This is a genomic window from Polaromonas sp. P1_A2 (assembly GCF_056406895.1).
This window is the reverse complement of sequence record NZ_JBFTZI010000003.1, coordinates 345,080-369,168: the sequence shown is the minus strand read 5'-3', so window position 1 is coordinate 369,168 and position 24,089 is coordinate 345,080. Positions and strand designations below refer to the sequence as shown.

General features: G+C 64.7%; 15 protein-coding genes and 1 tRNA gene. 10 read left to right on the top strand and 6 right to left on the bottom strand.

The genetic code is table 11. The features are described from left to right. The 3 genes from AC1D09_RS13760 (at nt 1) to AC1D09_RS13750 (ending at nt 10,855) form a co-directional block, all read left to right on the top strand. Nucleotides 1–6,648, top strand: a complete 6,648-nt coding sequence (locus tag AC1D09_RS13760; RefSeq protein WP_477661237.1) for a YDG domain-containing protein — start codon at nt 1–3, stop codon at nt 6,646–6,648. 26 nt (nt 6,649–6,674) lie between these two features. After that, nucleotides 6,675–8,366, top strand: a complete 1,692-nt coding sequence (locus AC1D09_RS13755) for a ShlB/FhaC/HecB family hemolysin secretion/activation protein (protein WP_477661236.1) — start codon at nt 6,675–6,677, stop codon at nt 8,364–8,366. An 860-nt stretch (nt 8,367–9,226) separates the two neighbouring features. Then, the gene (locus tag AC1D09_RS13750) at nt 9,227–10,855 is read left to right on the top strand and encodes a methyl-accepting chemotaxis protein (RefSeq protein ID WP_477661235.1); all 1,629 of its coding nucleotides are present in this window, start codon (nt 9,227–9,229) and stop codon (nt 10,853–10,855) included. Nucleotides 10,856–10,861: 6 nt separating this feature from the next. Here the strand turns inward: AC1D09_RS13750 and AC1D09_RS13745 are convergent, their stop codons facing one another. Continuing rightward, nucleotides 10,862–11,905, bottom strand: coding sequence for a S1C family serine protease (locus tag AC1D09_RS13745; protein WP_477661234.1), 1,044 nt, complete (start codon nt 11,903–11,905; stop codon nt 10,862–10,864). Nucleotides 11,906–12,114: 209 nt separating this feature from the next. Next, nucleotides 12,115–12,199 (bottom strand) — tRNA-Leu (locus AC1D09_RS13740). 39 nt (nt 12,200–12,238) lie between these two features. On the opposite strand from AC1D09_RS13740, the gene cysM reads away from it, so the two are divergent. From cysM to AC1D09_RS13725, 3 genes are all read left to right on the top strand, one after another. Then, nucleotides 12,239–13,141 (top strand): cysteine synthase CysM, encoded by a 903-nt coding sequence (gene cysM / locus AC1D09_RS13735; protein WP_007867183.1) that lies wholly within the window; start codon nt 12,239–12,241, stop codon nt 13,139–13,141. 86 nt (nt 13,142–13,227) lie between these two features. After that, nucleotides 13,228–13,791, top strand: coding sequence for an NUDIX hydrolase (locus AC1D09_RS13730; RefSeq protein WP_477661232.1), 564 nt, complete (start codon nt 13,228–13,230; stop codon nt 13,789–13,791). A gap of 87 nt (nt 13,792–13,878) precedes the next feature. After that, nucleotides 13,879–14,106, top strand: coding sequence for a sulfurtransferase TusA family protein (locus AC1D09_RS13725; protein ID WP_007867181.1), 228 nt, complete (start codon nt 13,879–13,881; stop codon nt 14,104–14,106). A 33-nt stretch (nt 14,107–14,139) separates the two neighbouring features. Here the strand turns inward: AC1D09_RS13725 and galU are convergent, their stop codons facing one another. After that, nucleotides 14,140–15,060 carry a UTP--glucose-1-phosphate uridylyltransferase GalU gene (gene galU, locus AC1D09_RS13720; protein ID WP_477661231.1) on the bottom strand — a complete coding sequence of 307 codons (921 nt, stop codon included), beginning with the start codon at nt 15,058–15,060 and terminating at the stop codon, nt 14,140–14,142. A gap of 125 nt (nt 15,061–15,185) precedes the next feature. Here galU and AC1D09_RS13715 point away from each other — a divergent pair, with 125 nt between their 5' ends. Continuing rightward, nucleotides 15,186–16,199, top strand: coding sequence for an NAD(P)-dependent oxidoreductase (locus AC1D09_RS13715; protein WP_477661230.1), 1,014 nt, complete (start codon nt 15,186–15,188; stop codon nt 16,197–16,199). Nucleotides 16,200–16,264: 65 nt separating this feature from the next. On the opposite strand, the gene AC1D09_RS13710 is transcribed toward AC1D09_RS13715, so the two are convergent. The 3 genes from AC1D09_RS13710 to AC1D09_RS13700 form a co-directional block, all read right to left on the bottom strand. Further along, nucleotides 16,265–19,213 carry a valine--tRNA ligase gene (locus AC1D09_RS13710; RefSeq protein WP_477661229.1) on the bottom strand — a complete coding sequence of 983 codons (2,949 nt, stop codon included), beginning with the start codon at nt 19,211–19,213 and terminating at the stop codon, nt 16,265–16,267. A 79-nt stretch (nt 19,214–19,292) separates the two neighbouring features. Further along, nucleotides 19,293–19,508, bottom strand: a complete 216-nt coding sequence (locus AC1D09_RS13705; protein WP_477661228.1) for a DUF2783 domain-containing protein — start codon at nt 19,506–19,508, stop codon at nt 19,293–19,295. After that, nucleotides 19,505–21,274: an FAD-dependent oxidoreductase gene (locus AC1D09_RS13700; RefSeq protein WP_477661227.1), complete on the bottom strand. Its 1,770-nt coding sequence runs from the start codon at nt 21,272–21,274 to the stop codon at nt 19,505–19,507. Before AC1D09_RS13700 ends, AC1D09_RS13705 begins: the two co-directional genes overlap by 4 nt. 320 nt (nt 21,275–21,594) lie before the next feature. Between AC1D09_RS13700 and AC1D09_RS13695 the strand changes: the two genes are divergently transcribed. The 3 genes from AC1D09_RS13695 to AC1D09_RS13685 all read left to right on the top strand — a co-directional run bounded on the left by AC1D09_RS13695 (nt 21,595) and on the right by AC1D09_RS13685 (nt 24,082). After that, nucleotides 21,595–22,017 carry a rubrerythrin family protein gene (locus AC1D09_RS13695; protein ID WP_074580377.1) on the top strand — a complete coding sequence of 141 codons (423 nt, stop codon included), beginning with the start codon at nt 21,595–21,597 and terminating at the stop codon, nt 22,015–22,017. 101 nt (nt 22,018–22,118) lie between these two features. After that, complete coding sequence (locus AC1D09_RS13690) at nt 22,119–23,468, top strand: (Fe-S)-binding protein (protein WP_477661226.1); 1,350 nt, start codon at nt 22,119–22,121, stop codon at nt 23,466–23,468. Nucleotides 23,469–23,491: 23 nt separating this feature from the next. Beyond that, a complete protein-coding gene (locus AC1D09_RS13685) occupies nt 23,492–24,082 on the top strand; it encodes a DUF3501 family protein (protein ID WP_477661225.1) in 591 nt (196 codons plus the stop codon). Nucleotides 24,083–24,089 lie beyond the last annotated feature (7 nt).

Sequence of the window (24,089 nt, the reverse complement as noted above, 5' to 3'; positions counted from 1 at the left end):
TTGCTGCTCGGGGCGGCCACCGCCCAGGCCGGGCCGTTGGACGGCCAGGTCACCTCGGGCGCGGCCAGCATCTCCCAGAGCGGGGCCAACACCACCATCACCCAGTCCAGCCAAAACGCCTCCCTGAACTGGAAGAGCTTTAACGTCGGCGCGCAGGAAAGCGTCAAGTTCGTGCAGCCCTCGGCCAGCGCGATCGCGGTGAACCGCATCCTGGACACCCAGGGCAGCCAGATCATGGGCCAGCTCAATGCCAACGGGCAGGTCTACCTGATCAACCCCAACGGCGTGCTCTTCGGCGCTGGCGCCCAGGTCAATGTGGGCGGGCTGGTCGCCTCCACGCTGGACGTCAAGGATGCGGACCTGGGCAGTGCCCAGCGCACTTTCAGCGGCAGCGGCCCGGGCAGCGTGGTCAACCTGGGCACCCTCAATGCGGCCCCGGGCGGCTATATCGCCCTGATCGGCAACACGGTGCGCAACCAGGGCAGCATCAACGCCCCCAAGGGCAGCGTGGCGCTGGCGGCCGGCAGCGCGGCCACCCTGACCCTGCAGGACAACCAGTTGCTCAAGGTCGTCGTCGACCAGAGCGTGCTCAACAGCCTGGCCGAGAACGGCGGGCTGATCCGGGCCGACGGCGGCCAGGTGTTCCTGAGCGCCGGCGCGCGGGATTCGCTGCTGGCCAGCGTGGTCAACAACAGCGGCGTGATCCAGGCGCGCACGGTGGAAAACCGCAACGGCACCATCATCCTGCTGGGTGGCATGGCCGCCGGCACCGCCAAGGTTGCGGGCACGCTGGACGCCTCGGCGCCCAATGGCGGCAACGGTGGTTTCATCGAGACCTCGGGCGCGCAGGTGAAGATTGCGGATGACGCCAGAATCACCACGGCGGCCCCCACCGGCAGCAGCGGCACCTGGCTGATCGACCCGGTGAACTTCACCGTCGCCGCCTCGGGCGGGGACATCACGGGCGCGGCGCTGGGCACCAATCTGGGCGCGGGCAACGTCGTCATCCAGAGCAGCAGCGGCGCCGCGGGCACGGCGGGCGACGTCAACGTCAACGACGCGGTGGGCTGGAGCGCCAACCAGCTGACGCTCAACGCGCAGAACAACATCAACATCAACGCCAACCTCAACGCCTCGGGCACGGGCAAGCTGGCGCTGGAATACGGCCAGGGTACGACAAACGGCACCGGCAGCTCTTACAACGTCAACAACGGCGCGAAGGTCAACCTGCCGGCAGGCAACAACTTCAGCACCAAACGAGGCAGCACCGGCGCCACCCTCGCGTATACCGTCATCACCGACCTGGGCGCCGCGGGCAGCAGCACCACCACCGATCTGCAGGGCATTAGCGGCAATCTCGGCGGGCGCTATGTGTTGGGGGCCGACATCAATGCCGCGCCCACCAGCGCCTGGAACGGCGGTGCGGGCTTCGCGCCTATCGGAACAGGCAACAGCGGCTGCACCCCCAATTGTTTTTACGGTACTTTTGACGGCCTGGGCCACACCATCACCGGCCTCACCATAGACCGAACGACGCGGTTCACCGGCCTGTTCGGTTCCACCTCTTCGGCCAGCGTTATCCGCAATGTCGGCCTGGTGGGCGGTTCAGTCAGGAGTACCAACAACGATACCGGTGCACTGGCGGGATGGAACGACGGCATCATCAGCAACAGCTACGCCAGCACCACCGTGACCGGAGGCGCCGATTCCGGTGGGCTGGTGGGGGGGACCAGCGGCAACTCAAAAATCGACCACAGTTACGCGACAGGCAATGTGAATGGATCGGTTTTCACCGGTGGGCTGGCGGGCTACAACCAAGGTGACATCAGCAACAGCTATTCCACCGGTACCGTAACCAGCGGTCAGGCTGCCGGTGGACTCGTTGGCTACATGCTCCATGTCGGCAACATCAGCAGCAGTTATTCCAGTGCCACCGTCAACAGCTCCGGCGATACCAACGGCGGCCTGGTTGGCTTGTGGAGCGGCAGCGGCGGAAGCATCAGCAACAGCTATGCCACGGGCGCCGTCACCGGCACCACCAAGACAGGCGGGCTGGTGGGAGACATGAGCAACAGCGGCGGCACGATCACCAACAGCTATGCCGCCGGACAGGTGACGGGCACCGCCGGCAGCGTGGGCGGCTTGGTAGGGAGCCAGACGGCCGGAACGATCAGCGGCAGTTTTTGGGATACCACGACGACCGGGCAGGCCACCAGCGCGGGCGGCGGCACCGGCATGACCACGGCCCAGATGCAGCAACAGGCCAATTTCAACTCAGCCACGGCCGCCAACGGCAACGTCAACCCGAACTGGGATTTGGCCAACGTCTGGCGGATTTATGACGGGCACAGCCGTCCGCTCCTCAAATCATTGATGACGCCGGTCACGGTTACCGTCGGCAATACCAGCAAGACCTACGACAAGCTGGCCTGGAATGGCGGGACCGGCATCAGTTGCTCCAACGTGGCCTGCGGCAGTCTGTCGGGGAGCGTCAGCTTCGGCGGAAACGCCCAGGGAGCGGTCAATGCCGGCAGCTATGCGGTGACAGGGTCGGGCCTGTATTCCAACCAGCAGGGCTACGACATCAGTTACGCCAATGGCACTCTGACCGTGAATCCCGCCAACCTGGTGGTCACGGGCGTCAGCGCAGCCAACAAGGTGTACGACGCCGGCGTGGGCGCCACCTTGAACGGAACAGCAAGCGTTACGGCCATTGCCGGTGACACGGTGAGCGTGACCGGTGTGGGCAGCGGCACCTTCGCCGACAAGAACGCGGGCAATGGCAAGGCCGTGACTGTCACCGGCTACACGTTGAGCGGAGCCGACGCCGGCAACTATGCCGTGGTGCAGCCCACGGGGCTGACGGCAAATATCACACCGGCCAGCCTCGCTGTCACCGGCGTGAGCGCGGCCGGCAAGGTGTATGACGGCACCCGTGCCACCACGTTCAATGGCACCGCGACCGTTACGCCCCTGGGCACTGATGTGGTGCTTGTGGGCGGCGGCAACGTCGGCATGTTCATCGACAAGAACGTGGGCAACGGCAAGACCGTCACCGGCACCAACTACTTCCTCGGCGGCGCCGACGCCAACAACTATGTCATCGTCCAGCCAACGGGGACGGCGAACATCACACCAGCCAGCTTGACAGTCACCGGTGTGGGCGCGGACAGCAAGGTATACAACGCCAGTGACGCAGCCACACTCAATGGCGTAGCCAGCGTCACGGCAATCGCCGGTGACACGGTGACAGTGGGCGGCGGCAGCGGCCGGTTTGTCGACAAAAACGTGGGCAACAACAAGGTGGTCAATGTCACTGGCTTTACGCTGGGCGGTGCCGATGCCGGCAACTACACCGTGGTGCAGCCCACCGGTGTCAGGGCCAACATCACACCGGCCAGCCTGACGGTCACGGGCGTTGGTGCGGATAACAAGGTGTACAACGCGAGCGCCGCAGCCACACTCAATGGCACGGCCAGCGTTGCAGCCTTGGGCGGCGATGTTGTGACCGTGGGCGGGACGGGCAGCGGCACTTTCGCCAACAAGAATGTGGGCAATGGCAAGGCTGTGACCGTCACGGGCTATACGCTGGGCGGCGCCGACGCGGGCAACTACACAGTCGTGCAGCCCACGGGTGTGACCGCCAACATCACGCCTGCCAGCCTGACGGTCACGGGCGTGAGCGCAAACAACAAGGTCTACGACACCACGGCCGCTGCCACGCTTGGCGGTACGGCCGCCGTCGCGGCCCTGGGCGGCGACGTGGTGACTGTTGGCGGCGGTAGCGCCACTTTCGCCGACAAAAATGTGGGCAACGGCAAGGCGGTCACTGTTACCGGCTACACGCTGGGTGGTGCTGACGCCGGCAACTACACCGTGGTGCAACCCACCGGGCTGGCGGCGAACATCACGCCCGCCAGCCTCACGGTCACGGGTGTGGGCGCGAACAACAAGGTGTACGACACCACGACCACAGCCACGCTCAATGGCACGGCCAGCGTTGCAGCCTTGGGCGGCGATGTCGTCACCTTGGGCGGGACTGGCAGCGGGACGTTCGCCAACAAGAACGTGGGCAACGGCAAGGCTGTGACCGTCTCGGGCTACACGCTGGGCGGCGCCGATGCGGGCAACTACACCGTGGTGCAACCCACGGCAGTGACCGCCAACATCACGCCTGCCAACTTGACGGTCACAGGTGTGAGCGCCAACAACAAGGTCTACGACGCCACGACCGCCGCCACGCTGGGCGGAACCGCGGCCGTCACGGCCCTGGCCGGTGATGTGGTGACCGTTGGCGGCGGCACCGGCACCTTCGCCAACAAGAATGTGGGCAACGGCAAATTCGTGACCGCCACGGGCTACACGCTGGGCGGGGCCGACGCAGGCAACTACACCGTGGTCCTGCCCACGGGGCTGACCGCCAACATCACGCCCGCCAGCCTCACGGTCACGGGTGTGGGCGCGAACAACAAGGTGTACGACACCACGACCGCCGCCACGCTCACTGGCACGGCCAGCGTTGCCGCTCTGGGTGGCGATACCGTCACTGTAGGCGGCACCGGCAACGGAACTTTTGCCAACAAGAATGTGGGCAATGGCAAGACCGTGACCGTGACCGGCTACACGCTGGGCGGGGCCGACGCCGGCAACTACACCATAGCTCAGCCCACGGGCGTCATGGCCAACATCACGCCGGCCAACCTGGCCGTCACGGGTGTGGGTGCCAGCAACAAGGTCTATGACGCCACCACCACGGCCACGCTTAACGGCGCGGCCAGCGTCACGGCCTTGGGCGGCGACAGTGTGACGGTGGGTGGAACGGGCAGCGGCAACTTCACCAACAAGAATGTGGGCAATGGCAAGGCTGTCACCGTCACCGGTTACACGCTGAGTGGCGCAGACGCCGGCAACTACACCGTGGTCCAGCCCACAGGGCTCACCGCGAATATCACGCCCGCCAGCCTCACGGTCACAGGTGTGAGCGCCAATAACAAGGTCTATGACACCACGACCGCCGCCACCCTCGGCGGCACGGCCAGCGTTGCGGCCCTGGGTACCGATGTGGTGACGATTGGCGGCGGCAGCGGTGCTTTCGCCAACAAGAATGTGGGCAATGGCAAGGCCGTGACTGTTACCGGGTACACGCTGGGCGGCGCCGACGCCGGTAACTACACCGTCGTGCAACCCACGGGGCTGACGGCAAACATCACGCCGGCCAGCATCACCGTTACAGGCGTGAGCGCCAACAACAAGGTCTATGACACCACCACCACCGCCGCGCTGAGCGGCACGGCGGCGGTCACGGCTTTGGGCGGCGACGTGGTGGCCGTGGGCGGCACCGGCAGCGGCAATTTCGCCAACAAGAATGTGGGCAATGGCAAGGCCGTGACCGTCACCGGCTATACGCTGAGCGGTGCCGACGCCGGCAACTACACCATAGCTCAGCCCGCGGGCGTCACGGCCAACATCACACCGGCCAGCCTGGCCGTCACGGGTGTGGGTGCCAACAACAAGGTCTATGACGCCACCACCACGGCCACGCTCAATGGCACGGCCAGTGTTGCGGCCCTGGGCGGCGATGTGGTGACGGTTGGCGGCGGCAGCGGCACGTTCGCCAACAAGAATGTGGGCAATGGCAAGACTGTGACGGTCACCGGCTACATCCTGGGCGGTGCCGACGCCGGCAATTACACCGTCGTGCAGCCGACCGGCGTCACGGCCAACATCACGCCTGCCACTCTGGCCGTCACCGGCGTAGGCGCCAACAACAAAGTCTACGACACCACCACCACCGCGACCCTGAACGGCACGGCCAGCATCACCGCCCTGGGCGCCGATGTTGTGGCCGTGGGCGGCACCGGCAGCGGCAATTTCGCCAACAAGAATGTGGGCAATGGCAAGGCCGTGACCGTCACCGGCTATACGCTGAGCGGTGCCGACGCCGGCAACTACGTCATTGCGCAGCCCAGCGGTGTCACCGCCAACATCACGCCCGCCACCCTGACCATCACCGGGGTGAATGCCCAGAACAAGGTGTTTGACGGCACGACCGCCGCCACCTTGGGCGGCACCGCCGCCGTCACGGCCCTGGCCGGCGATGTGGTCAGCGTCGGTGGCGGCCACGGGGCTTTTGCCGACCCGAACGTGGGTAACGGCAAGGCCGTGACCGTGACCGGTTTTACCCTGAGCGGCGCCGATGCCGGCAATTACGCGGTGGTGCAGCCCACCGGGCTGACTGCGGCCATCACGCCTTTGCCGGCGGCGCCAGCGCCCGCGACGCCGACGCCGACACCGACACCGACGACGACGACGTCCGGGCGGGGATTGGGAGCGGATGGTGAAGGCATTCGTTCCGCCACGCAAGAGGCCCTGGATACGGAGCGCTCTCTATTCAACTCCAGCGCCAGCTCGAGTTCCAATGCCAAATCCAATCCCAACGCCAACTCGACCGAGGCATCGTCAACCCTGCGCGTGACGCACAGCGCAAGCGCCGATGCATCATCGGGCGGCGAAGCGCCGGAGCCTTCCAGCCAGTTCACCGAGGGGGTGGCGGACGCGCCCCTTGCCATGGCAAGAAAAGACCCACGCCTGCATATCGTTGACGGTGGCGTGCAGTTGCTGAACGCCGTGCCGGCAGGCCGGAAATGACCCGGCCGTCCCAGGGAAGCTATTTCATGAAATGCTACGTATCCGCGAAGCACGCAGCACTGCTGCTGGCCGCCGCGCCCCTGTTCACGGCTCACGCGGCTGATCCGCTGCCGGTCGATATCGGCACCATCCTGCAGCAGGTCCAGCCGTCCCAGCCTTTCGCGCCGCCGCCCCGCGGGGAAGCGCCGACCCTCAACAACCAGGAAAATGCCCCGGCACCGCCCGTACGTCCACCGGTTTCAGTGGACGTCAAATCGATCCAGATCCTCGGCAACACCCTGGTCGAGACGGACACCCTGCATGGACTGGTGGCCGACGCGGAAGGCAAAACCCTCACGCTCGACCAACTCGATGAAATGGCGACACGCATCAGCAGGTACTACCGCGGCCGGGGCCAAAGCTTCGCGCGAGCCGTGGTGCCCGCGCAGGTGATCTCGTCGGGCGTTGTGCGCTTTCTGGTGATAGAGGCGCGCTACGGCAAGGTCGGCATAGACAACCAGACGCGCGTGAACGACCTCCTGCTGCAGGCGACGGCCGCGCCGCTGCAGGGCGGACAGCCGGTGGAGCAGGCCTTGCTCGACAGGTCACTGCTGTTGATGTCGGACATACCCGGCGTGATGGTGCAGGCCACCTTAAGGCCCGGCGAAGGGCTGGGCAGCTCTGATCTGGTGATCCAGGCCACGCCCGGCCCGGGGACTTCCGGAAGCCTGGTACTGGACGACTACGGCAACAGCTATACCGGCAGGGGCCGGCTCGGCGGCACGGTGTTCTTCAACAATCCCTTGCGGCGTGGCGATGTCCTGGGTGTGAGTGGCCTGAGTTCAGGCGCCGGGGTCAACTACGGCCGCGTGAGCTACGAATCCCTGTTGAACGGGCAGGGCACGCGCGGCGGGGCCGCCTATTCCATGCTGAACTACAAAATCGGCGGATCGCTGCAGGAGCTGGGCGCGCATGGCTCGGCCGAAACCGAAAGCCTTTGGGGCAGGCACCCGCTGCTGCGCAGCCAGGCGGCCAATGTTTACGGCCAGGTCCAGTACGACAACCTGCAGCTGCGCGAGCGCATCGACATGGCGGGCATGAAGACGGACCGGCACCTGGGCAGCTGGACTTCGAGCCTGAGCGGAGACTGGCGCGACACCCTGCTGTCCGGCGGCATCAACATCTGGAGCCTGGCATGGACCCGCGGCCGGCTGGGCTTCGACGTCGCGGAAGCCCGGCTGAGCGATGCGGCCAGCGCCAGAACAGAAGGCTGGTTCTCCAAGACCAACCTGAATTTCTCCCGCCTGCAGCGCTGGGGCGACAGGGGCTCGCTGTATGTGTCCTGGGCCGGCCAGTGGGCCAACACCAACCTCGACTCCTCGCAAAAAATGTCGGTGGGCGGGCCTTATTCCGTGCGTGCCTACGACGTCAGCGCGCTGTCGGGCGATGCGGGTTACCGCGGCAGCATAGAGCTGCGCTACGACCTGGGCGCGGTCGGCGGCGGAAGGCTGCAGGCACTGGCCTTCTGGGACGGGGCCTACCTCAAGGTCAACCAGCGCCCCTGGACCCCCGGCACCAACACCGCGACCTTCAGCGGCGCCGGCGTCGGCCTCGACTGGAGCGGCTACAACCAGTGGCGGGCCCGGGCCTACCTGGCTTCACCGTTGGGCACCGCGCCCGAGTTGGTCAAGGCGCCCGACGCTATGCGGATGTGGACGGAGCTGGCTTACCGGTTCTGAGGTTCTTGCGGCCGGGTCTTGCTCCGGCCTTGCGCGCTCTCCCTCTTCATCCTCTTCTTTCCTCTTCTTGGTTCTGCTGGCCGGGTCTCGCCCCGGCGGGCGACTTACTTTTCTTTGCTTCGCCAAAGAAAAGTAAGCAAAAGAAAGGCGACCCGCAGTCTGGGTCCCCTCCGCTGCGCTGCGGGGCAACCTGCGGTGCTCGACTACGGCGGGGTCTCGCGCAAACTCGCCTTCGGCTCAGACAAGCGCGATCCCTGATCCGCCTACGTCTGCGCTCCTCGGCCCAGCCAGGACGGGGCAATCGGGAGCGGGAACCAAATACCGAAAGACAAAGAAAACAAATACAAACAAGGACACGCCAAGGCGTGTCCTTGTGGGTTTAGGTATTTGGCTGTTTGGTATTCCTGTCCCCACCCCTTGTGGATGCGCCGAGGAGCGCAGGGCCAGACGGATCAGGGCAAAAACTTGTTTGAGCCGAAGGCGAGTTGTTTTTGACCCCGGCTGGACCGAGCACCGCAGGTTGCCCGTAGCGAAGCGGAGGGACGCAGGAACCAGGGTCGCCTTTTCTTTTGCTTACTTTTCTTTTGGCGAAGCAAAAGAAAAGTGAGTAGCTGCCGGGCTACCCCCGGCCAGCAAGCCTCAGCAGAGTAAGCAGAAAGACGAAGAGAGGAGAAGGAGAGAAGGGGGGGAGCGCGCCCGCCGGCGCAAGACCCGGCCAGCAACTCCGACCAATCAATTCAACAAACAAAGCCCTGTTTCACGCCCTGTTCGGGCGCAGACAGGGCAGCCTTTCTTGATACCGTCCATGAGCAAGCCCTCTCTCGCCGCTTCAGGCGGAAGCGGCTTGCAGGAGACACACCATGCAACTGGACAATCTGAAAATCAGCACGCGGCTGGGCGCGGGCTTTGGGCTGGTATTGCTGCTGGCGGGCGGCTTGATGGCGGTGGGGCTGGGCCAGCTGGCCGGCGCCGGTGCCTTCAGCCGCGAGCTGAGCGGCGACGCCTGGTCGCGGGCCGGCGCCGCGGCGGCGCTGGGCAACTGGTCGCAATCCAATGCGCGCGCCGCCCTGGAACTGTCCCTCGCGGCTGATCCCGCGCAGGCGGGTGCCGCGCGCCGGCAAATCGCCGTGGGCGACAAGACTATGACGGATGCCCTGGCGGCACTGGAAGCCGGCACGCCGCCGGCGGAAGAAAAGGCCTTGCTGGCAAGCGTGCGCGCCGCGCAGGCCTCTTATGCGCAGGCGCTGGCCAAAGTGGCAAGACAGATCGAAACCGGCGACCGCGAGGGCGCTGTCCGGGCCTGGACGGGCGAGGCCGCGCCGTCGCTGGGCAAGCTGCAGCAGGAACTGGCCGCGCTGGCCGAAACGCAGGCTAAGCAGGCCAGGGCTGGCGGCCAAGCCGTTGAGGCTGACATTGCATCGGCGCGGCGCTGGATGCTGGGCCTGGCGCTGGCGGCTCTGCTGGTGGGCACCGCCGTGGCCTGGCGCCTCGCCCGCGGCATCGCGCAGCCGCTCAATGAAGCGATTTACATCGCCGAAACCGTGGCTGCCGGTGACCTGAGCCAGGAGTTTTCCACCGAACGCGGTGGTGATTTCGGCCGCCTGCTGGGCGCCCTGGGCGACATGGAAGACACGCTGACCGACCTGGTCAGCCGCATCAAGGCTTCCACCGATTCCATCACCCTGGCCTCCGGCGACATCGCCGCCGGCAACGCCGACCTGTCGCGCCGCACCGAGGAACAAGCCGCCTCGCTGGAAGAAACCGTCTCCAGCATGGAAGAGCTGACTTCCACCGTCAGGCTCAACGCCGAGCATGCGCGTTCGGCCAGCGGCCTGGCGGCCAGCGCCTCGGGCACCGCGGAACAAGGCGGCGCGGTGGTGGCCCAGGTGGTGGACACCATGGCGGCCATCAGCGGCAGCTCCCGAAAAATCGTGGACATCATCGCCGTCATCGAAGGCATCGCCTTCCAGACCAACATCCTGGCGCTCAACGCCGCCGTGGAAGCCGCGCGCGCCGGCGAGCAGGGCCGCGGTTTTGCCGTGGTGGCCAGCGAGGTGCGCGGCCTGGCGCAGCGCAGCGCCGGGGCGGCGCGCGAAATCAAGGCGCTGATCGCGGACTCCGTCGCGCATGTCGAGAGCGGCTCCGAACTGGTCGGCCAGGCCGGCCGCACCATGCAGGACATCGTGCAGGCCGTCAAGCGCGTGAGCAGCCTGCTCGAGCAGATCTCCGCCGCCTCGGTCGAGCAGAGCAACGGCATCGCGCATGTGAACCAGGCCATGGTGCTGATGGACAAGGCGACGCAGCAAAACGCCGCGCTGGTCGAGCAGGCCTCCACCGCGGCCGCCTCGCTGGCCGAGCAGACCTTGCAGCTGCAGGCGGCGGTCGATGAATTTAAATTGGACGCAGAGCCTGAAGCCGCGCCGTCGGCTGCGCTGCACTTCCAGGCGATAGGCCGGGACTTGCACCGTACAGCGCCGCTCCCAGCCTAGCCTGATTCAGATGCCCGGTGGCTTTTTGAGCGTCAGCATGCGGTCCTGGGCGCGCAGCACGATAGTCTTGACCTCGGCGCCCTGCAGCACCGTGAGCCGGATTTCCGCGTCGGGCGCGGCATGGTCCCAGAGTTTTTTGTAAAAGGCCTCCAGCGTCGCGACCTTCGCGTCGTCCACCGCCAGCACCACATCGCCCGCCGACAGCCCGGCCAGCTCCGCCGGGCTTTCCTTGCTCACGCGCAATATCTGTATGCGCCCGCCCTGGTCGTTGGAGGTGATGCCCAGCCAGGGCCTGCGGCTCTTGGCGCTGTAACCCGAACGCTGCAGCTCCGCGAGTATGGGGCGCAGCAAATCCACCGGCACAAACATATTGCCCGGCAGGCGGCGGTTTTCATTGGTTGCATCCGACACGAACAGCGAGCCTATGCCTATCAGTTCGCCGCGCTGGTTGAAGAGCGGCGCGCCACTGTGGTTGCCGCCGCTGGCCAGCACCGGCGGGCTGGTGAAGAGGGCCGATTCGATGTGGTATTCCCAGCTGCCCGAGAACGCGCGCCGGCTGACCAGCCGCGTCATGCTCACGTCGCCGTCGTCATCGGGCTGCGGGCCGGTCACGGCCATCAGCGGCTCGCCCGGCTGCAGGTCCCTGCCGCTGCCCAGCGTCGCCACCGCCACATTGCGCAGCGGCAGTAGCGGGCGCAGCAGGCCGAAACCCGTGGCCAGGTCGTAGGCCACGGCGCGGGCCGGCAGTGTCCGGTTGTCCTGGGTCACGACCTCGATCTGCTCGGCCTCCAGCATCAGGTAGCCAATCGTCAGGATCAGCCCGTCCTGGCTGATCAGCACACCCGAGCCCGCGCGCCGCAGGCCCAGGGTTTCGGCGGAGCGCGCGTCCTCCATCGCCGTGACCTTGACGCCCACCACCGCCGCCGTGGCCCGGTTCAGCGCATCGATCATGGCCTGCGCCGCAGGTGGCGGTGCCGTGGCCGCGTGGGCCGTGCCCAGCAGCAAAGTGCTGGAGAGAAGGAGACAGAGCCAATGACGCAAGCTGCACATGATGGACTCCAGACGCGGCGAGAGGGCTGGGGGCACACGAAAAAAAGGGGCCGACCGCGTTTGAAGAATGCGCCTTATTAAATGGCGTTGCAAGCGGCAGGGTCAAAAATCCGGCTGCGGAAAATGACAACGTGGTGTTGCCCGCCGCCGTGGATGAAAAAACAAAAAAACCGTCCATGAACGAGGGTCATGAGACGGCTTTCGGGATGTGGTGCCCGGGGCCGGAATCGAACCGGCACGCCTTGCGGCGGGGGATTTTGAGTCCCCTGCGTCTACCAATTTCACCACCCGGGCTGGAATGAGCGAAGCCTCAAATTATGGCACAGTGTGGTCATGAACTATCCCACCATTGAAGACGCGATTGGCAAGACGCCCCTGGTCGCGCTGCAACGTATTTACGCCGCCGAGAACGCCGCACGCGGCAATGTGATCCTCGGCAAGCTTGAAGGCAACAATCCCGCCGGTTCGGTCAAGGACAGGCCGGCGCTCTCGATGATCAAGCGCGCCGAGGAGCGCGGCGACATCAAGCCGGGCGACACGCTGATCGAAGCCACTTCGGGCAATACGGGTATTGCCCTGGCCATGGCGGCTGCGATCAAGGGCTACAAGATGGTCCTGATCATGCCCGAGGACCTGAGCATCGAGCGGGCCCAGACCATGAAGGCTTTTGGCGCCGAACTGATCCTCACGCCCAAAAGCGCGGGCATCGAATACTCGCGCGACCTGGCCGACCAGATGCAGAAAGAAGGCAAGGGAAGGGTGCTGGACCAGTTCGCGAATGCCGACAACCCGCGCATCCATTACGAGACCACGGGCCCCGAAATATGGACAGATACGTCAGGCAAGGTGACACATTTTGTCAGTGCCATGGGTACGACGGGCACGATTACCGGGGTTTCGCGCTACCTGAAAGAGAAAAATCCGGCCATCAAGGTGATTGGCGCCCAACCCAGCGAGGGTTCGCGCATCCCCGGCATCCGCAAGTGGCCGCAGGAGTACCTGCCCAAGATTTACGACCCGCGCCAGGTCGATGAACTGGTGCTGGTCAGCCAGGCCGATGCCGAAGACATGTGCCGGCGCCTGGCGCGCGAGGAAGGCATATTTGCCGGAATCTCGGCCGCCGGCGCTCTCTGGGTGGCGCAGGAAATCGCCAAAACCGTGAAAAACGCGGTGATCGTGTTTGTGGTCTGCGACCGCGGCGACCGTTACCTGTCTACCGGCGTGTTTCCGGCTTGACGCCCAACTGACGAGGGCCTGCCGCTATTGAAAAAATAGCGGTGGCCGCGTTTTCTTTCTTTTATTTTCCCTTCTGATCGCCTGCCATGACCCATGAATTCCGGTTTTGCCCGAACTGCGCGACGCCTCTGGCCATGGTGTCGCAGATGGAGGACGGCGGTGAAAAGGCGCGCCTGCGCTGCCCGGCCTGCGGGTTCACCCACTGGAACAACCCCACGCCGGTGCTGGCCGCAGTGATCGAATACCACGGCCAGGTGCTGCTGGCGCGCAATGCGGCCTGGCCGGGCAAGATGTATGCGCTGATCACGGGGTTTATGGAGGCGGGCGAGACGCCGCAGGGCGGCATTGAGCGCGAAATCAAGGAAGAAACCAACCTGGAAACCAGCTCGCTGGACCTGATAGGCGTTTACGACTTCCAGCGCATGAACCAGGTCATCATCGCCTACCACGCGGTTTGCACCGGGGAGGTCAGCCTGTCGCCCGAGCTGGTGGATTACCGGCTGTACGACCTGGACAAGCTCAAATGCTGGCCCGCCGGCACCGGCTATGCGCTGGCTGACTGGCTGCGCACGCGGGGCCATGAGCCGGAGTTTGTGGATTGGGCCACCGTGCTGAGCAAGGTCGAGCCGGAGGCGGGTAGGGGTGAATGAAGCCGAATGAGGCCGAATGAGGCCGGGTATAACCGGGCAAAAGGGCCTTTACGCTTTGCTTAAAATCGCGGCAACCCAAGGATTTTCATGAACATCGACAAAGAACTCGACACCCGCGGCCTGAACTGCCCGCTGCCCATCCTGAAAGCCAAAAAAGCGCTGACGGAAATGCTGAGCGGCCAGCTGCTGCGGGTGGTGTCCACCGATGCCGGCTCGACCCGCGATTTCCAGGCCTTTGCCAAGCAGACCGGCAACGAGCTGGTCGAGCAGCAGGTCGCCGGCAGCGACTTTATCCACGTCCTGAAACGGCGTTAAGTACCGTTGAGGCGCCGCCGGGCGCCCAGGTTTTCAGGCCTGTTTGCGGCGTTCCCGGCCCGACCAGCCTATCTGCAGGTTGTCCAGGTAATTGCGGAAGTGCACGCCCACCTCGGGGTGCTGCAGCGCCAGCTCGACGGTGGCTTCCAGAAAGCCTTCCTTGCTGCCGCAGTCATAACGTTTGCCCTCGTACTGCAGGGCGTAAACGGTTTCCTTGTCGAGCAGGCTGGAGATCCCGTCGGTCAGCTGCAGTTCACCGCCCACGCCGGCCTTCTGGCTGCGGATGTGCTCAAAAATCGCCGGCGTCAGGATGTAACGGCCGGCCACGCCCATGCGTGAGGGGGCCACTTCGGGCGCCGGTTTTTCGACGATTTTTTTCACTTTCATGAGGCCGGCGCTGGCGCCGCCGTCGGTTTCGACGATGCCGTAGCGGCGGGTCTGGTCCTGGGGCACTTCCTGCACCGCCAGGATGGACTGCTGCAGCTCTTTGAACTGCTCGGCCATCTGGGCCAGTACCGGTTTACCGCCCTTGGGGCCGACCATCAGGTCGTCGGCCAGCAGCACGGCGAAAGCCTCCTGGCCGACCAGGTGTTCGGCGCACAGCACGGCATGGCCCAGGCCCAGGGAGCGGGGCTGGCGCACATAGGAAAAGTTCATGTCTTCGGGCTGGACGGAGCGCACCAAATCCAGCAAAGCGAGCTTTTGAGCTACCTCCAGCTCGTTTTCGAGCTCGTAAGCAGTATCAAAGTGGTCCTCTATGGCCCGTTTATTGCGTCCTGTCACAAAAATCATGTGACGGATGCCTGCCGCGTAAGCCTCTTCCACCGCGTATTGGATCAGCGGCTTGTCGACAACGGGGAGCATTTCCTTGGGCTGGGCCTTGGTGGCCGGGAGAAACCGGGTGCCAAGGCCGGCAACCGGGAATACAGCTTTGTGTAATGTAAATTTTTGCATCGACTTTGATCGGGGAAAAGACTAGAGTGTTGCGTTGTTGATACATGACTCAGGTCGGACAAAGGCTCGACTTGACGTGGTCAAACCGCGCGAATTGCGGTCTGCGGGAAAAAAGGACTCACTGGGTGGACATCTTACTTCTTGACGCGCTGGTGCCCGAGGCAATGGCTTGGCTGGAAACCCGCCACAGCGTGGGTTACCACCCCGAGCTCGCCGACGACCTGACTTCGCTGCGCAAGATCGCCTACAAGACCAAGGGCATTGTGTTCCCGCGGCAGACCGTGGTGACACGCGAGTTCCTCGACTTCCTGCCCAAGATCAGGGCCGTGGGCCGCCTGCATGTGGGCACGGACAACACCGACCTCGAGGCCTGCAAGGAGCGCGACATCAAGGTCGTGCACGCCAGCAGCGCCAACGTGCGCTCCAATGCCGAATACCTGCTGAGCAGCCTGCTGCTGCTGTATCGCCGCGGCCTGGTCTCGGCCCTGATGGGGCGGCGCCACCCGACGACGCAGATGGGGCGCGAGCTGCACGGCAGCACCGTGGGCATCCTGGGTCTGGCACCGACGGCGCACACGCTGGCCGGCATGCTCAACGGCCTGGGCGTGCGCCTCATAGGCTACGACCCGGCGGTGCACCACACGGCGCCCATCTGGGAGCGCCTGCGCATACAGCCGGTGTCCCTGTCTGAGCTTGTCAGCCAGGCCGACGCGGTCTCGGTGCAGATGCTGTACGCCACGCGTTTTCGCGGTTTTGTGAATGAAAAACTGCTGGCCGCCTGCAGGCGCAACCAGCTGTGGGTGGGCATCAGCCGCAGCGAGCTGTTTGACGAAGCCGCGCTGGCCGCGGCGCTGTGCGACGGCCGCATCGAGGCCTGCATCCTGGACGGCGCCGAAGCCAGCTTCCTGGGCGACACTTCGCCGCTCAAGGGCCTGAAGAACCTGTTCGTCACGCCGCGCCTGGGCTCGCACACACGCGAGGCGCGCCTGCGCTCGAGCTGGTATGTGGCGCACCGCATGCATGAAGCCATCAGCACGCAGCACAGCGGGATGGACCAGTTGCCGAGTGCGCCCATGGACCTGGAGATGCCGGGGAGCGTTCCGCCCTCGCAATGGTCAGAGCCCGAAACCGTCCGCTGATGACGGGACACCCGCTGATAAAAAAGCCCCGGTAAGCGGGGCTTTTTTGTGGGCGGCGTTCGCGCTTATTTAAGCCGTGCCAGCTGCTCGCGGATTTTGGCCAGTGCCGCCTGGTTGTCGGCCAGGCGTTTGCGTTCCTGCTCCAGCACGGCCGGCGGCACTTTGTTGACGAAGGCTTCGTTGGCGAGCTTGGTCTCGGACTTGGCGATCTCGCCCACCAGGCGGGTCTCTTCCTTTTGCAGGCGAATTTTTTCGGCGGCGAGGTCGACCTCCATGTAGAGGCAAAGACGCGCTTCACCGACGATGGCGACGGGCGCTGACTGTGCCGCGGCGACCCAGCTGGCTTCGTCTTCAAACACTTTCACTTCGCTGAGCTTGGCCAGCGACTTGAGCACCGGCGCCACGCTGTTCATGAAGGCTGCATCGCCGAGCACAAACAGCGGCAGGCGCGTGGCCGGTGACACTTTCATCTCGCCGCGCAGGTTGCGGCAGGCGTCCACCAGGGTCTTGAGCTTGGCGACATGGGCCTCGGCCTTTTCGTCGATCTTCTCGGGCTGGCTTTGCGGGTAAGGCGCGGTGCCTATGAACTTGCCGCTCTTGCCGGCAATGGGTGCCACGGTTTGCCACAACTCTTCGGTGATGAAAGGAATCACCGGGTGCGCCAGTCGCAGTATGGCTTCGAGCAGGCGTATCAGCGTGCGGCGTGTGGCGCGCTTTTGCGCGTCGTTGCCGGTCTGTATCTGCACCTTGGCGATTTCCAGGTACCAGTCGCAGAACTCGTCCCAGACAAACTGGTAGATGCTGCCGGCCACGTTGTCCAGGCGGTAGTCGGCAAAGCCCTTGGCCACGTCGGCTTCCACGCGCTGCATGGTCGACGAAATCCAGCGGTCGGCCTGCGAGAAGCTCAGGTAGTTGTGGAACTCGCCGCCGGGCGCGCATTGTTCTTTCGTGTGTTCCTCGAGGCCGCAGTCCTGGCCCTCGCAGTTCATCAAGGTGAAGCGCGTGGCGTTCCAGAGCTTGTTGCAGAAGTTGCGGTAGCCCTCGCAGCGCTTGCTGTCGAAGTTGATGCTGCGGCCCAGGCTGGCCAGCGAGGCGAAGGTAAAGCGCAGCGCGTCGGCGCCGTAGCCCGGGATGCCCGCGGGGAATTCCTTTTCGGTGTTCTTGCGCACCTGCGGCGCGGTCTCGGGCTTGCGCAGGCCTTGCGAGCGTTTTTCGAGCAGGGGCGCGAGCTCGATGCCGTCTATCAGGTCGACCGGGTCCAGCACATTGCCTTCGGACTTGCTCATCTTCTTGCCCTGGGCATCCTTCACCAGGCCGTGGATGTACACGTCCCTGAACGGCACCTGGCCGGTGAAGTGCGTGGTCATCATGATCATGCGGGCGACCCAGAAGAAGATGATGTCGTAGCCGGTGACCAGCACGCTGGAGGGCAGGAAGAGGTCCAGCTCCTTGGTCTTCTCGGGCCAGCCCAAGGAAGAGAAGGGCACCAGGGCCGACGAGTACCAGGTGTCCAGCACATCCTCGTCGCGCGTGAGCTTTTTGCCGGGCGCCTGCTTCTGCGCTTCTTCCTCGCTGGTGGCGACATAGACCTTGCCGTCTTCGTCATACCAGGCCGGGATCTGGTGGCCCCACCAGAGCTGGCGCGAGATGCACCAGTCCTGGATGTTGTTCATCCACTGGTTGTAGGTGTTGACCCACTGCTCGGGCACAAACTTGACCTGTCCACTGCTCACGGCGTCGCGCGCCTTTTGCGCGATCGATTTGCCGGTCGGGTCCTGCTCGCTGACCTTGCTGAGCGCGACAAACCACTGGTCGGTCAGCATGGGCTCGACCACCGCGCCGGTGCGCGCGCAGACCGGCACCATGTTTTTGTGCGGCACGGCTTTTTCGAGGAAGCCCTGTTCCTCGAGGTCCTTGAGCACGGCCTTGCGGCAGTCGTAGCGGTCCAGGCCCTGGTACTGCTTAGGCCCGTTTTCGTTGATCTTCGCGTCCAGCGTGAAGATGGTGATCAGCGGCAGGTCGTGGCGCAGGGCCACCTGGTAGTCGTTGAAGTCGTGCGCGCCGGTGATCTTCACCACGCCGCTGCCGAAAGCCGGGTCCACGTAGTCGTCGGTGATCACCGGGATTTGGCGGTCGCACAGCGGCAGGTCGACCATCTTGCCGACCAGGTGCCTGTAGCGCTCGTCGTCCGGGTGCACCGCCAGCGCACCGTCGGCCAGCATGGTTTCGGGCCTCGTGGTGGCGATGTGCATGCCGCGCAGCGGCGTGCCGTCGGCGGCTTTTTGCGGGCCGTCGCTGAAGGGGTACTCGATGTGCCACATGAAGCTGTCGCGCTCTTCATTCTCGACTTCCAGGTCGGACACGGCGGACTTGAGGATCGGGTCCCAGTTCACCAGGCGCTTGCCGCGGTAGATCAGGCCCTGCTCATAGAGCTTCACAAAGGTCGAGGTGACCACCATGGACATCTTCGGGTCCATGGTGAAGTATTCGTGCTTCCAGGCCACCGAGTCGCCCATGCGGCGCATCTGGCGCGTGATGGTGGTGCCGGATTCTTCCTTCCACTCCCAGACCTTGGCGACGAAGTTCTTGCGGCCCAGGTCGTGGCGGCTCTTGCCTTCGCCCTGCAGCTTGCGCTCCACCACGATCTGCGTGGCGATGCCGGCGTGGTCGGTGCCGGGCACCCACAGCGTGTTGTGGCCGCGCATGCGGTGGTAGCGCGTGAGCGAATCCATGATGGTCTGGTTGAAGGCGTGGCCCATGTGCAGCGTGCCCGTCACGTTGGGCGGCGGCAGCTGGATGGAGAACGAAGGCTTGGCCGCGTCCAGCGTGGGTTCGTACTGGCCGCTTTGCTCCCATTCGGGGCCCCAGCGGCTTTCAATGGCGGCTGGCTCGAAGGATTTGGCCAGGCTGTCCAGCCCCGGTGTGGGGACTTTGACGGCCTCCGCGGCGGGAGTGGCGGTATCGGCAGGGGCGGGGGCGGCAGCGTTGGTCATGGGGGCAATGAAAAACGGCATCGAGGGGATGCCGCCTTGGGGTTGGGGGAAACTGCCCCGATTTTATTCGACTGGGCGGCCCGCGGCCGCTGGGCCTCGCCTATCCCGGCGCGGGCGCGGTTTTTGCGGCTGCCGCCACGCAGGCCCGCAGCACGGCGGTGTCGCCCAGCTGGTTGGCCATCAGCAGGATCAGCCGGGCATTGAGCAGCTCGGATTCCTCGCGGCTCAGGCCCCGGTGGGCGTCCAGCAGGCACTCGTAAAAGGCATCGGCGTCCTGAAAATGCAGGCGGGTGCTCAGGGGGCTGTCGGTTTTCATGGGGTTTCCTTTCCGCTGGTGCCGGCGCCCAGCGCGGCGGCCACCGCATGGACCAGCGAGGCGTCCACGCTCTCGCCGGTGGCGGCCACATGGCCGTCGGGCCGCAGCAGCGCCCAAGCATGGCCGAAGACATGGCAGGTCGCCTGCAGGTGGCCGTGCTCGTCGATGACATGCTCCACGGCCGCGGCTTTCTCGCCGGGGCTGACCACTTGCACGCAGCGCAGGCCGGCCTCCACCGACAGCGCCGCCAGGCGCACCAGCGCGGCGGCGGAGACATCGCCAAAGCTCAGCAGCAGCAAACGGCCGTGGGCCCAGCCCAGCAGGTCCAGCAGTTCGCCGGGGCGGCCGTCGGCCCAGGCAAAACCCACGTTCTGTGTCGCGCGCCCGCCGGCCGGCCCGCAGGCGCTGGAGTGCGTGTAGTGGCTGGGCGTGGACATGCGGCCGGTGTTGACGAGCTGTCTGGCAAATACATGCTCGCGCGCCAGGCCCAGCGCCGCGCTGCGAAACAGCCGCTCAGCGCCGTCGGCCGGCCGCAAAAAGCGCGCCGTGCGGTTGGTGACCCGTACGTTGTGCGTGGCCGCCTCATGGCGTTCGTGGTGGTAGCTGTCCAGCAGGGCGGGCGCGGCGCGGCCCTGCAGCACGGCGGCCAGCTTCCAGGCCAGGTTGTCGGCGTCCTGCACGCCCGAATTGCCGCCGCGCGCGCCGAAGGGGCTCATCACATGGGCGGCATCGCCGGCGAAAAACACGCGGCCGTGGCGCAGGCTGTCCAGGCATTCGCTGCGGTAGGCATAGGGGCCGACCCAGACGATCTCGTAGTCGCTGTCGTCCAAAGCCTGGCCCGACTGGCTCTTGAACTGCGCTTTGAGGCGGGCGCGCACCACGTCCTCTCGGCTGACCTCCTCGGGCTTGGCCTGCGGCGGCATCTGGTAGTCGATGCGCCAGACGCCGTCGGCCATCAGGTGCTGCCAGACGGCGCGGCCCTCGTTGAAGGGCGCTTCTATCCATGTGTGGCGCTCCGCCGGCGGCGGATTCTTGAAGCGCACGTCGGCAATGCACCAGCGGTCGTCACCCTGCTGCGCCGTCACCGTCGCGCCGCACCAGGCACGAAACGGGCTGCGCGAGCCGCTGCAGTCGATCACATGTTCGGCTTCCAGGACGTAGGCGCCGGCCGGCGTTTCGAGTTGCAGCGTCGCGAAGTCCGCGTTCTGCTCAAAGCCGGTGACACGGTGGCTCCAGCGGATGTCGACCGGGCGGTCTTCGGGCGCGGGACTGTTGTAGAGCTGCTCGACCAGAAAGCCCTCGACATAAAACTGCTGGATATTGATAAAGGGCGGCTGCCGGCTCAGCGAATGGCTTTGCTGCTGGCGCAGGTCGAAGGCGTAGACCTCGTCCTTGCCCGCGAAGGTGCGGCCCACGCTCCACTGCACGCCCCTGGCCGCGATGCGCTCGTAAATACCCAGGCGCTTGAAGATCTCCAGGCTTTTTTGCGCATAGCAGATGCCGCGCGAGGACGCCCCCTTCACACCCACGGTGTTGTCCTCGTCCAGCAGCACGGCGCGCACGCCGTACTGCGCCAGCGCGCAGGCCAGCGTGAGCCCGGTAATGCCGCCGCCCACGATGGCGACGGCGTGGCGTTTGATTTCGCCCGTGCGCAGCTCAGGCGGCTCCACAAAAGGGTATTCGGGCAGGGCATAACCCGCGCCCTGGGCGAATTCATAGCCGTTGGTGAAGGTGGCGGCCAGCGCGGCGGGCATCTTGTCGGGCATTTGCATTGTCTCCGGCATGGGTCTGCGCCTCTTGTTCTGTTTACCTATTCGTAATCAATCTACCATAACGTAATTAATGCGCGGGCCTGGCCGCTCTCGGGGAGCGGGTGCCATGGCGGCATGTTTTGTAATTAAAAATAATTATTAATGACTTTATGCGGATAGTTTTTATCAATTCCATGCATTGATTCCGGCAATTAGACGAAGCGGCTGAACGGGTCTAAGGTGTCCTGGTCTTCGGTCTTCGCACCTGGACTTTGGCGACGGGGGCTTGAAGCATTGGCGATTTGTTCATCCATCAACCCACGAAGGAGATTTCCATGGCTGCTCTCAAAGGCTCCAGGACGGAAGAGAACCTGAAAGCCGCATTTGCCGGCGAATCGCAGGCCAACCGCCGCTACCTGTATTTCGCGAACAAGGCCGACGTTGAAGGCCAGCCCGATGTGGCCGCGCTGTTCCGTTCCACCGCGGAAGGTGAAACCGGCCATGCCCACGGCCACCTCGAATGGCTGGAGCAGTGCGGCGACCCCGCCACCGGCCTGCCCTTCGGCGGCACGCGCGACAACCTCAAATCCGCCGTCGCCGGCGAAACCCACGAGTACACCGACATGTACCCCGGCATGGCCAAGACCGCGCGCGACGAAGGCCATGATGAGGTGGCTGACTGGTTTGAGACCCTGGCCAAGGCCGAGCGCTCACACGCCAATCGCTATTCAAAAGCGCTGGCCGAACTGGTCGATTAAGCCGTCCCTCGCTGCGCCGCAAGGCGTGGCGGGTTTTGGAAAAGGCTACGCGCGAGAGCCTTTCCCCAAACCCCACGAGAAACCGAAAAGAAGAGGCAAGCATGGCCACAGAAGGCAACCTCCAGGCGCCCACGCGCCACGCGATCGACTGGAAAAACCCGGACTTCTATCACGAAGAAGCGGCCCTGCACGAGATGGAGCGCATCTTCGATATCTGCCATGGCTGCCGCCGTTGCGTGAGCCTGTGCGGCGCTTTCCCCACCTTGTTTGACCTGGTCGACGAAAGCAAGACCGGCGAGGTCGACGGCGTGGACAAGAAGGACTACATGAAAGTGGTCGACCAGTGCTATATGTGCGACCTCTGCTACATGACCAAGTGCCCTTATGTGCCGCCGCACGAGTTCAACCTCGACTTTCCCCACACCATGCTGCGCGCCAAGGCCATCAAGTTCAAGAAGGGCGAGGTCGGCGCCGGTGAAAGGTTTTTGTCGTCCACCGACGTGCACGGCCAGTTCGCCGGCATTCCCATCGTGGTCCAGGTGGCCAACGCGGTCAACAAGACCAAACCGGCGCGCGCCGTGATGGAAAAAGTGCTGGGCGTGGACAAAAACGCCTGGCTGCCGGACCTGGCGACGAAGAAATTCCGCTCGGGCGCGCCCGAATCGCCGCCGCATGCCGTCAAGGACGGGGCCAAGACGCCCGGCAAGGTGGTCATTTATTCAACCTGCTACATCAACTACAACGAGCCCGGCATAGGCCACGACCTGCTCAAGGTGCTGGACCACAACGAAGTGCCCTATGTGCTGGTGGAAAAGGAAAAATGCTGCGGCATGCCCAAGCTGGAGCTCGGCGACCTGGCCTCGGTCAACGCCAGCAAGGAGGCCAACATCCCCGTGCTGGTGAAATACGCAAAAGAGGGCTACGCCATCCTGAGCGCCGTGCCCAGCTGCACCCTGATGTTCAAGCAGGAGCTGCCGCTGATGTACCCCGACGATGCCGAGGTGCAGCTCGTCAAGGAACATATGTGGGACCCGTTCGAATACCTGATGGCGCGCAGGCGCGACGGCCTGCTCAAGACGGAATTTCCCACGCCGCTGGGCAAAATCAGCTACCAGATCCCCTGTCACGGCCGCGTGCAGAACATCGGCAAGAAGACCGAGGAGATGCTCAAGATGGTGCCCGGCACCAGCGTGCACACGCATGAGCGCTGCTCCGGCCATGCCGGCACCTTTGGCGTGAAAGTGCCCTACCACCAGCAGGCCATGAAAATCGGCAAGCCGCTGTTCAAGGCCATGGCCAGCCACAAGGACGGCGGCCTGCCCGACGTCATCAGCAGCGACTGCCCGCTGGGCGGCCACCACATCGCCCAGGGCTTTGAGGTCAACAGCCTGGGCGCGCCGCAGCAAAAACACCCGCTCACCTTGATACGCACGGCCTACGGCCTGAAATAAGCCCCGACCAGCAGGACGCCGCCATGAAGACCATCGGAAAAATCACCCGCGAATCCCTGATGACGCTGGAGGCCTACAGCAAATACCGCAAGGAGAACAAGCCCGCCATCATCGCCCACCGCAAGCTGCGCAGCGTGCGCCTGGGCGAGCATGTCAACCTGCAGTTTGAAAGCGAGACCAGCATCCGCTACCAGATCCAGGAGATGCTGCGCATAGAAAAAATCTTTGAAGAGGAAGGCATAGAGCAGGAGATAGAGGCCTACGCCCCCCTGATGCCCGACGGGACCAACTGGAAGGGCACGCTGATGCTGGAGTACCCCGACGTCAGCGAGCGAAAACGTGAATTGGCCCGGCTGATCGGTGTGGAAGACCGCATGTTCATCGAGGTCGAAGGCCATGCCCGTGTCTATGCCATCGCCGACGAAGACATGGACCGCGAGAACGACGAAAAAACCTCGGCCGTGCACTTTGTGCGTTTCGAGCTGGACCCGGCCATGCGCGCGGCGGTCAAAGCCGGCGCCGGCGTCAAGCTCGGATGCGACCATACGCATTACCCGGCGCATGTGAGCATTCCCGCGGAGACCTTGGCTTCATTGGCCAGCGATCTGCATTAGCCGGGGA

Excerpts from the sequence above, each read along its gene's own strand:
- cysM (WP_007867183.1), top strand. The coding sequence starts at position 12,239 with ATGAACTATCCCACCATTGAAGACGCGATTGGCAAGACGCCCCTGGTC.
- AC1D09_RS13755 (WP_477661236.1), top strand. The coding sequence starts at position 6,675 with ATGAAATGCTACGTATCCGCGAAGCACGCAGCACTGCTGCTGGCCGCC.
- galU (WP_477661231.1), bottom strand. The coding sequence starts at position 15,060 with ATGCAAAAATTTACATTACACAAAGCTGTATTCCCGGTTGCCGGCCTT.
- AC1D09_RS13710 (WP_477661229.1), bottom strand. The coding sequence starts at position 19,213 with ATGCCGTTTTTCATTGCCCCCATGACCAACGCTGCCGCCCCCGCCCCT.
- AC1D09_RS13745 (WP_477661234.1), bottom strand. The coding sequence starts at position 11,905 with ATGTGCAGCTTGCGTCATTGGCTCTGTCTCCTTCTCTCCAGCACTTTG.
- AC1D09_RS13700 (WP_477661227.1), bottom strand. The coding sequence starts at position 21,274 with ATGCCCGACAAGATGCCCGCCGCGCTGGCCGCCACCTTCACCAACGGC.
- AC1D09_RS13725 (WP_007867181.1), top strand. The coding sequence starts at position 13,879 with ATGAACATCGACAAAGAACTCGACACCCGCGGCCTGAACTGCCCGCTG.
- AC1D09_RS13750 (WP_477661235.1), top strand. The coding sequence starts at position 9,227 with ATGCAACTGGACAATCTGAAAATCAGCACGCGGCTGGGCGCGGGCTTT.
- AC1D09_RS13730 (WP_477661232.1), top strand. The coding sequence starts at position 13,228 with ATGACCCATGAATTCCGGTTTTGCCCGAACTGCGCGACGCCTCTGGCC.
- AC1D09_RS13705 (WP_477661228.1), bottom strand. The coding sequence starts at position 19,508 with ATGAAAACCGACAGCCCCCTGAGCACCCGCCTGCATTTTCAGGACGCC.
- AC1D09_RS13685 (WP_477661225.1), top strand. The coding sequence starts at position 23,492 with ATGAAGACCATCGGAAAAATCACCCGCGAATCCCTGATGACGCTGGAG.
- AC1D09_RS13690 (WP_477661226.1), top strand. The coding sequence starts at position 22,119 with ATGGCCACAGAAGGCAACCTCCAGGCGCCCACGCGCCACGCGATCGAC.
- AC1D09_RS13695 (WP_074580377.1), top strand. The coding sequence starts at position 21,595 with ATGGCTGCTCTCAAAGGCTCCAGGACGGAAGAGAACCTGAAAGCCGCA.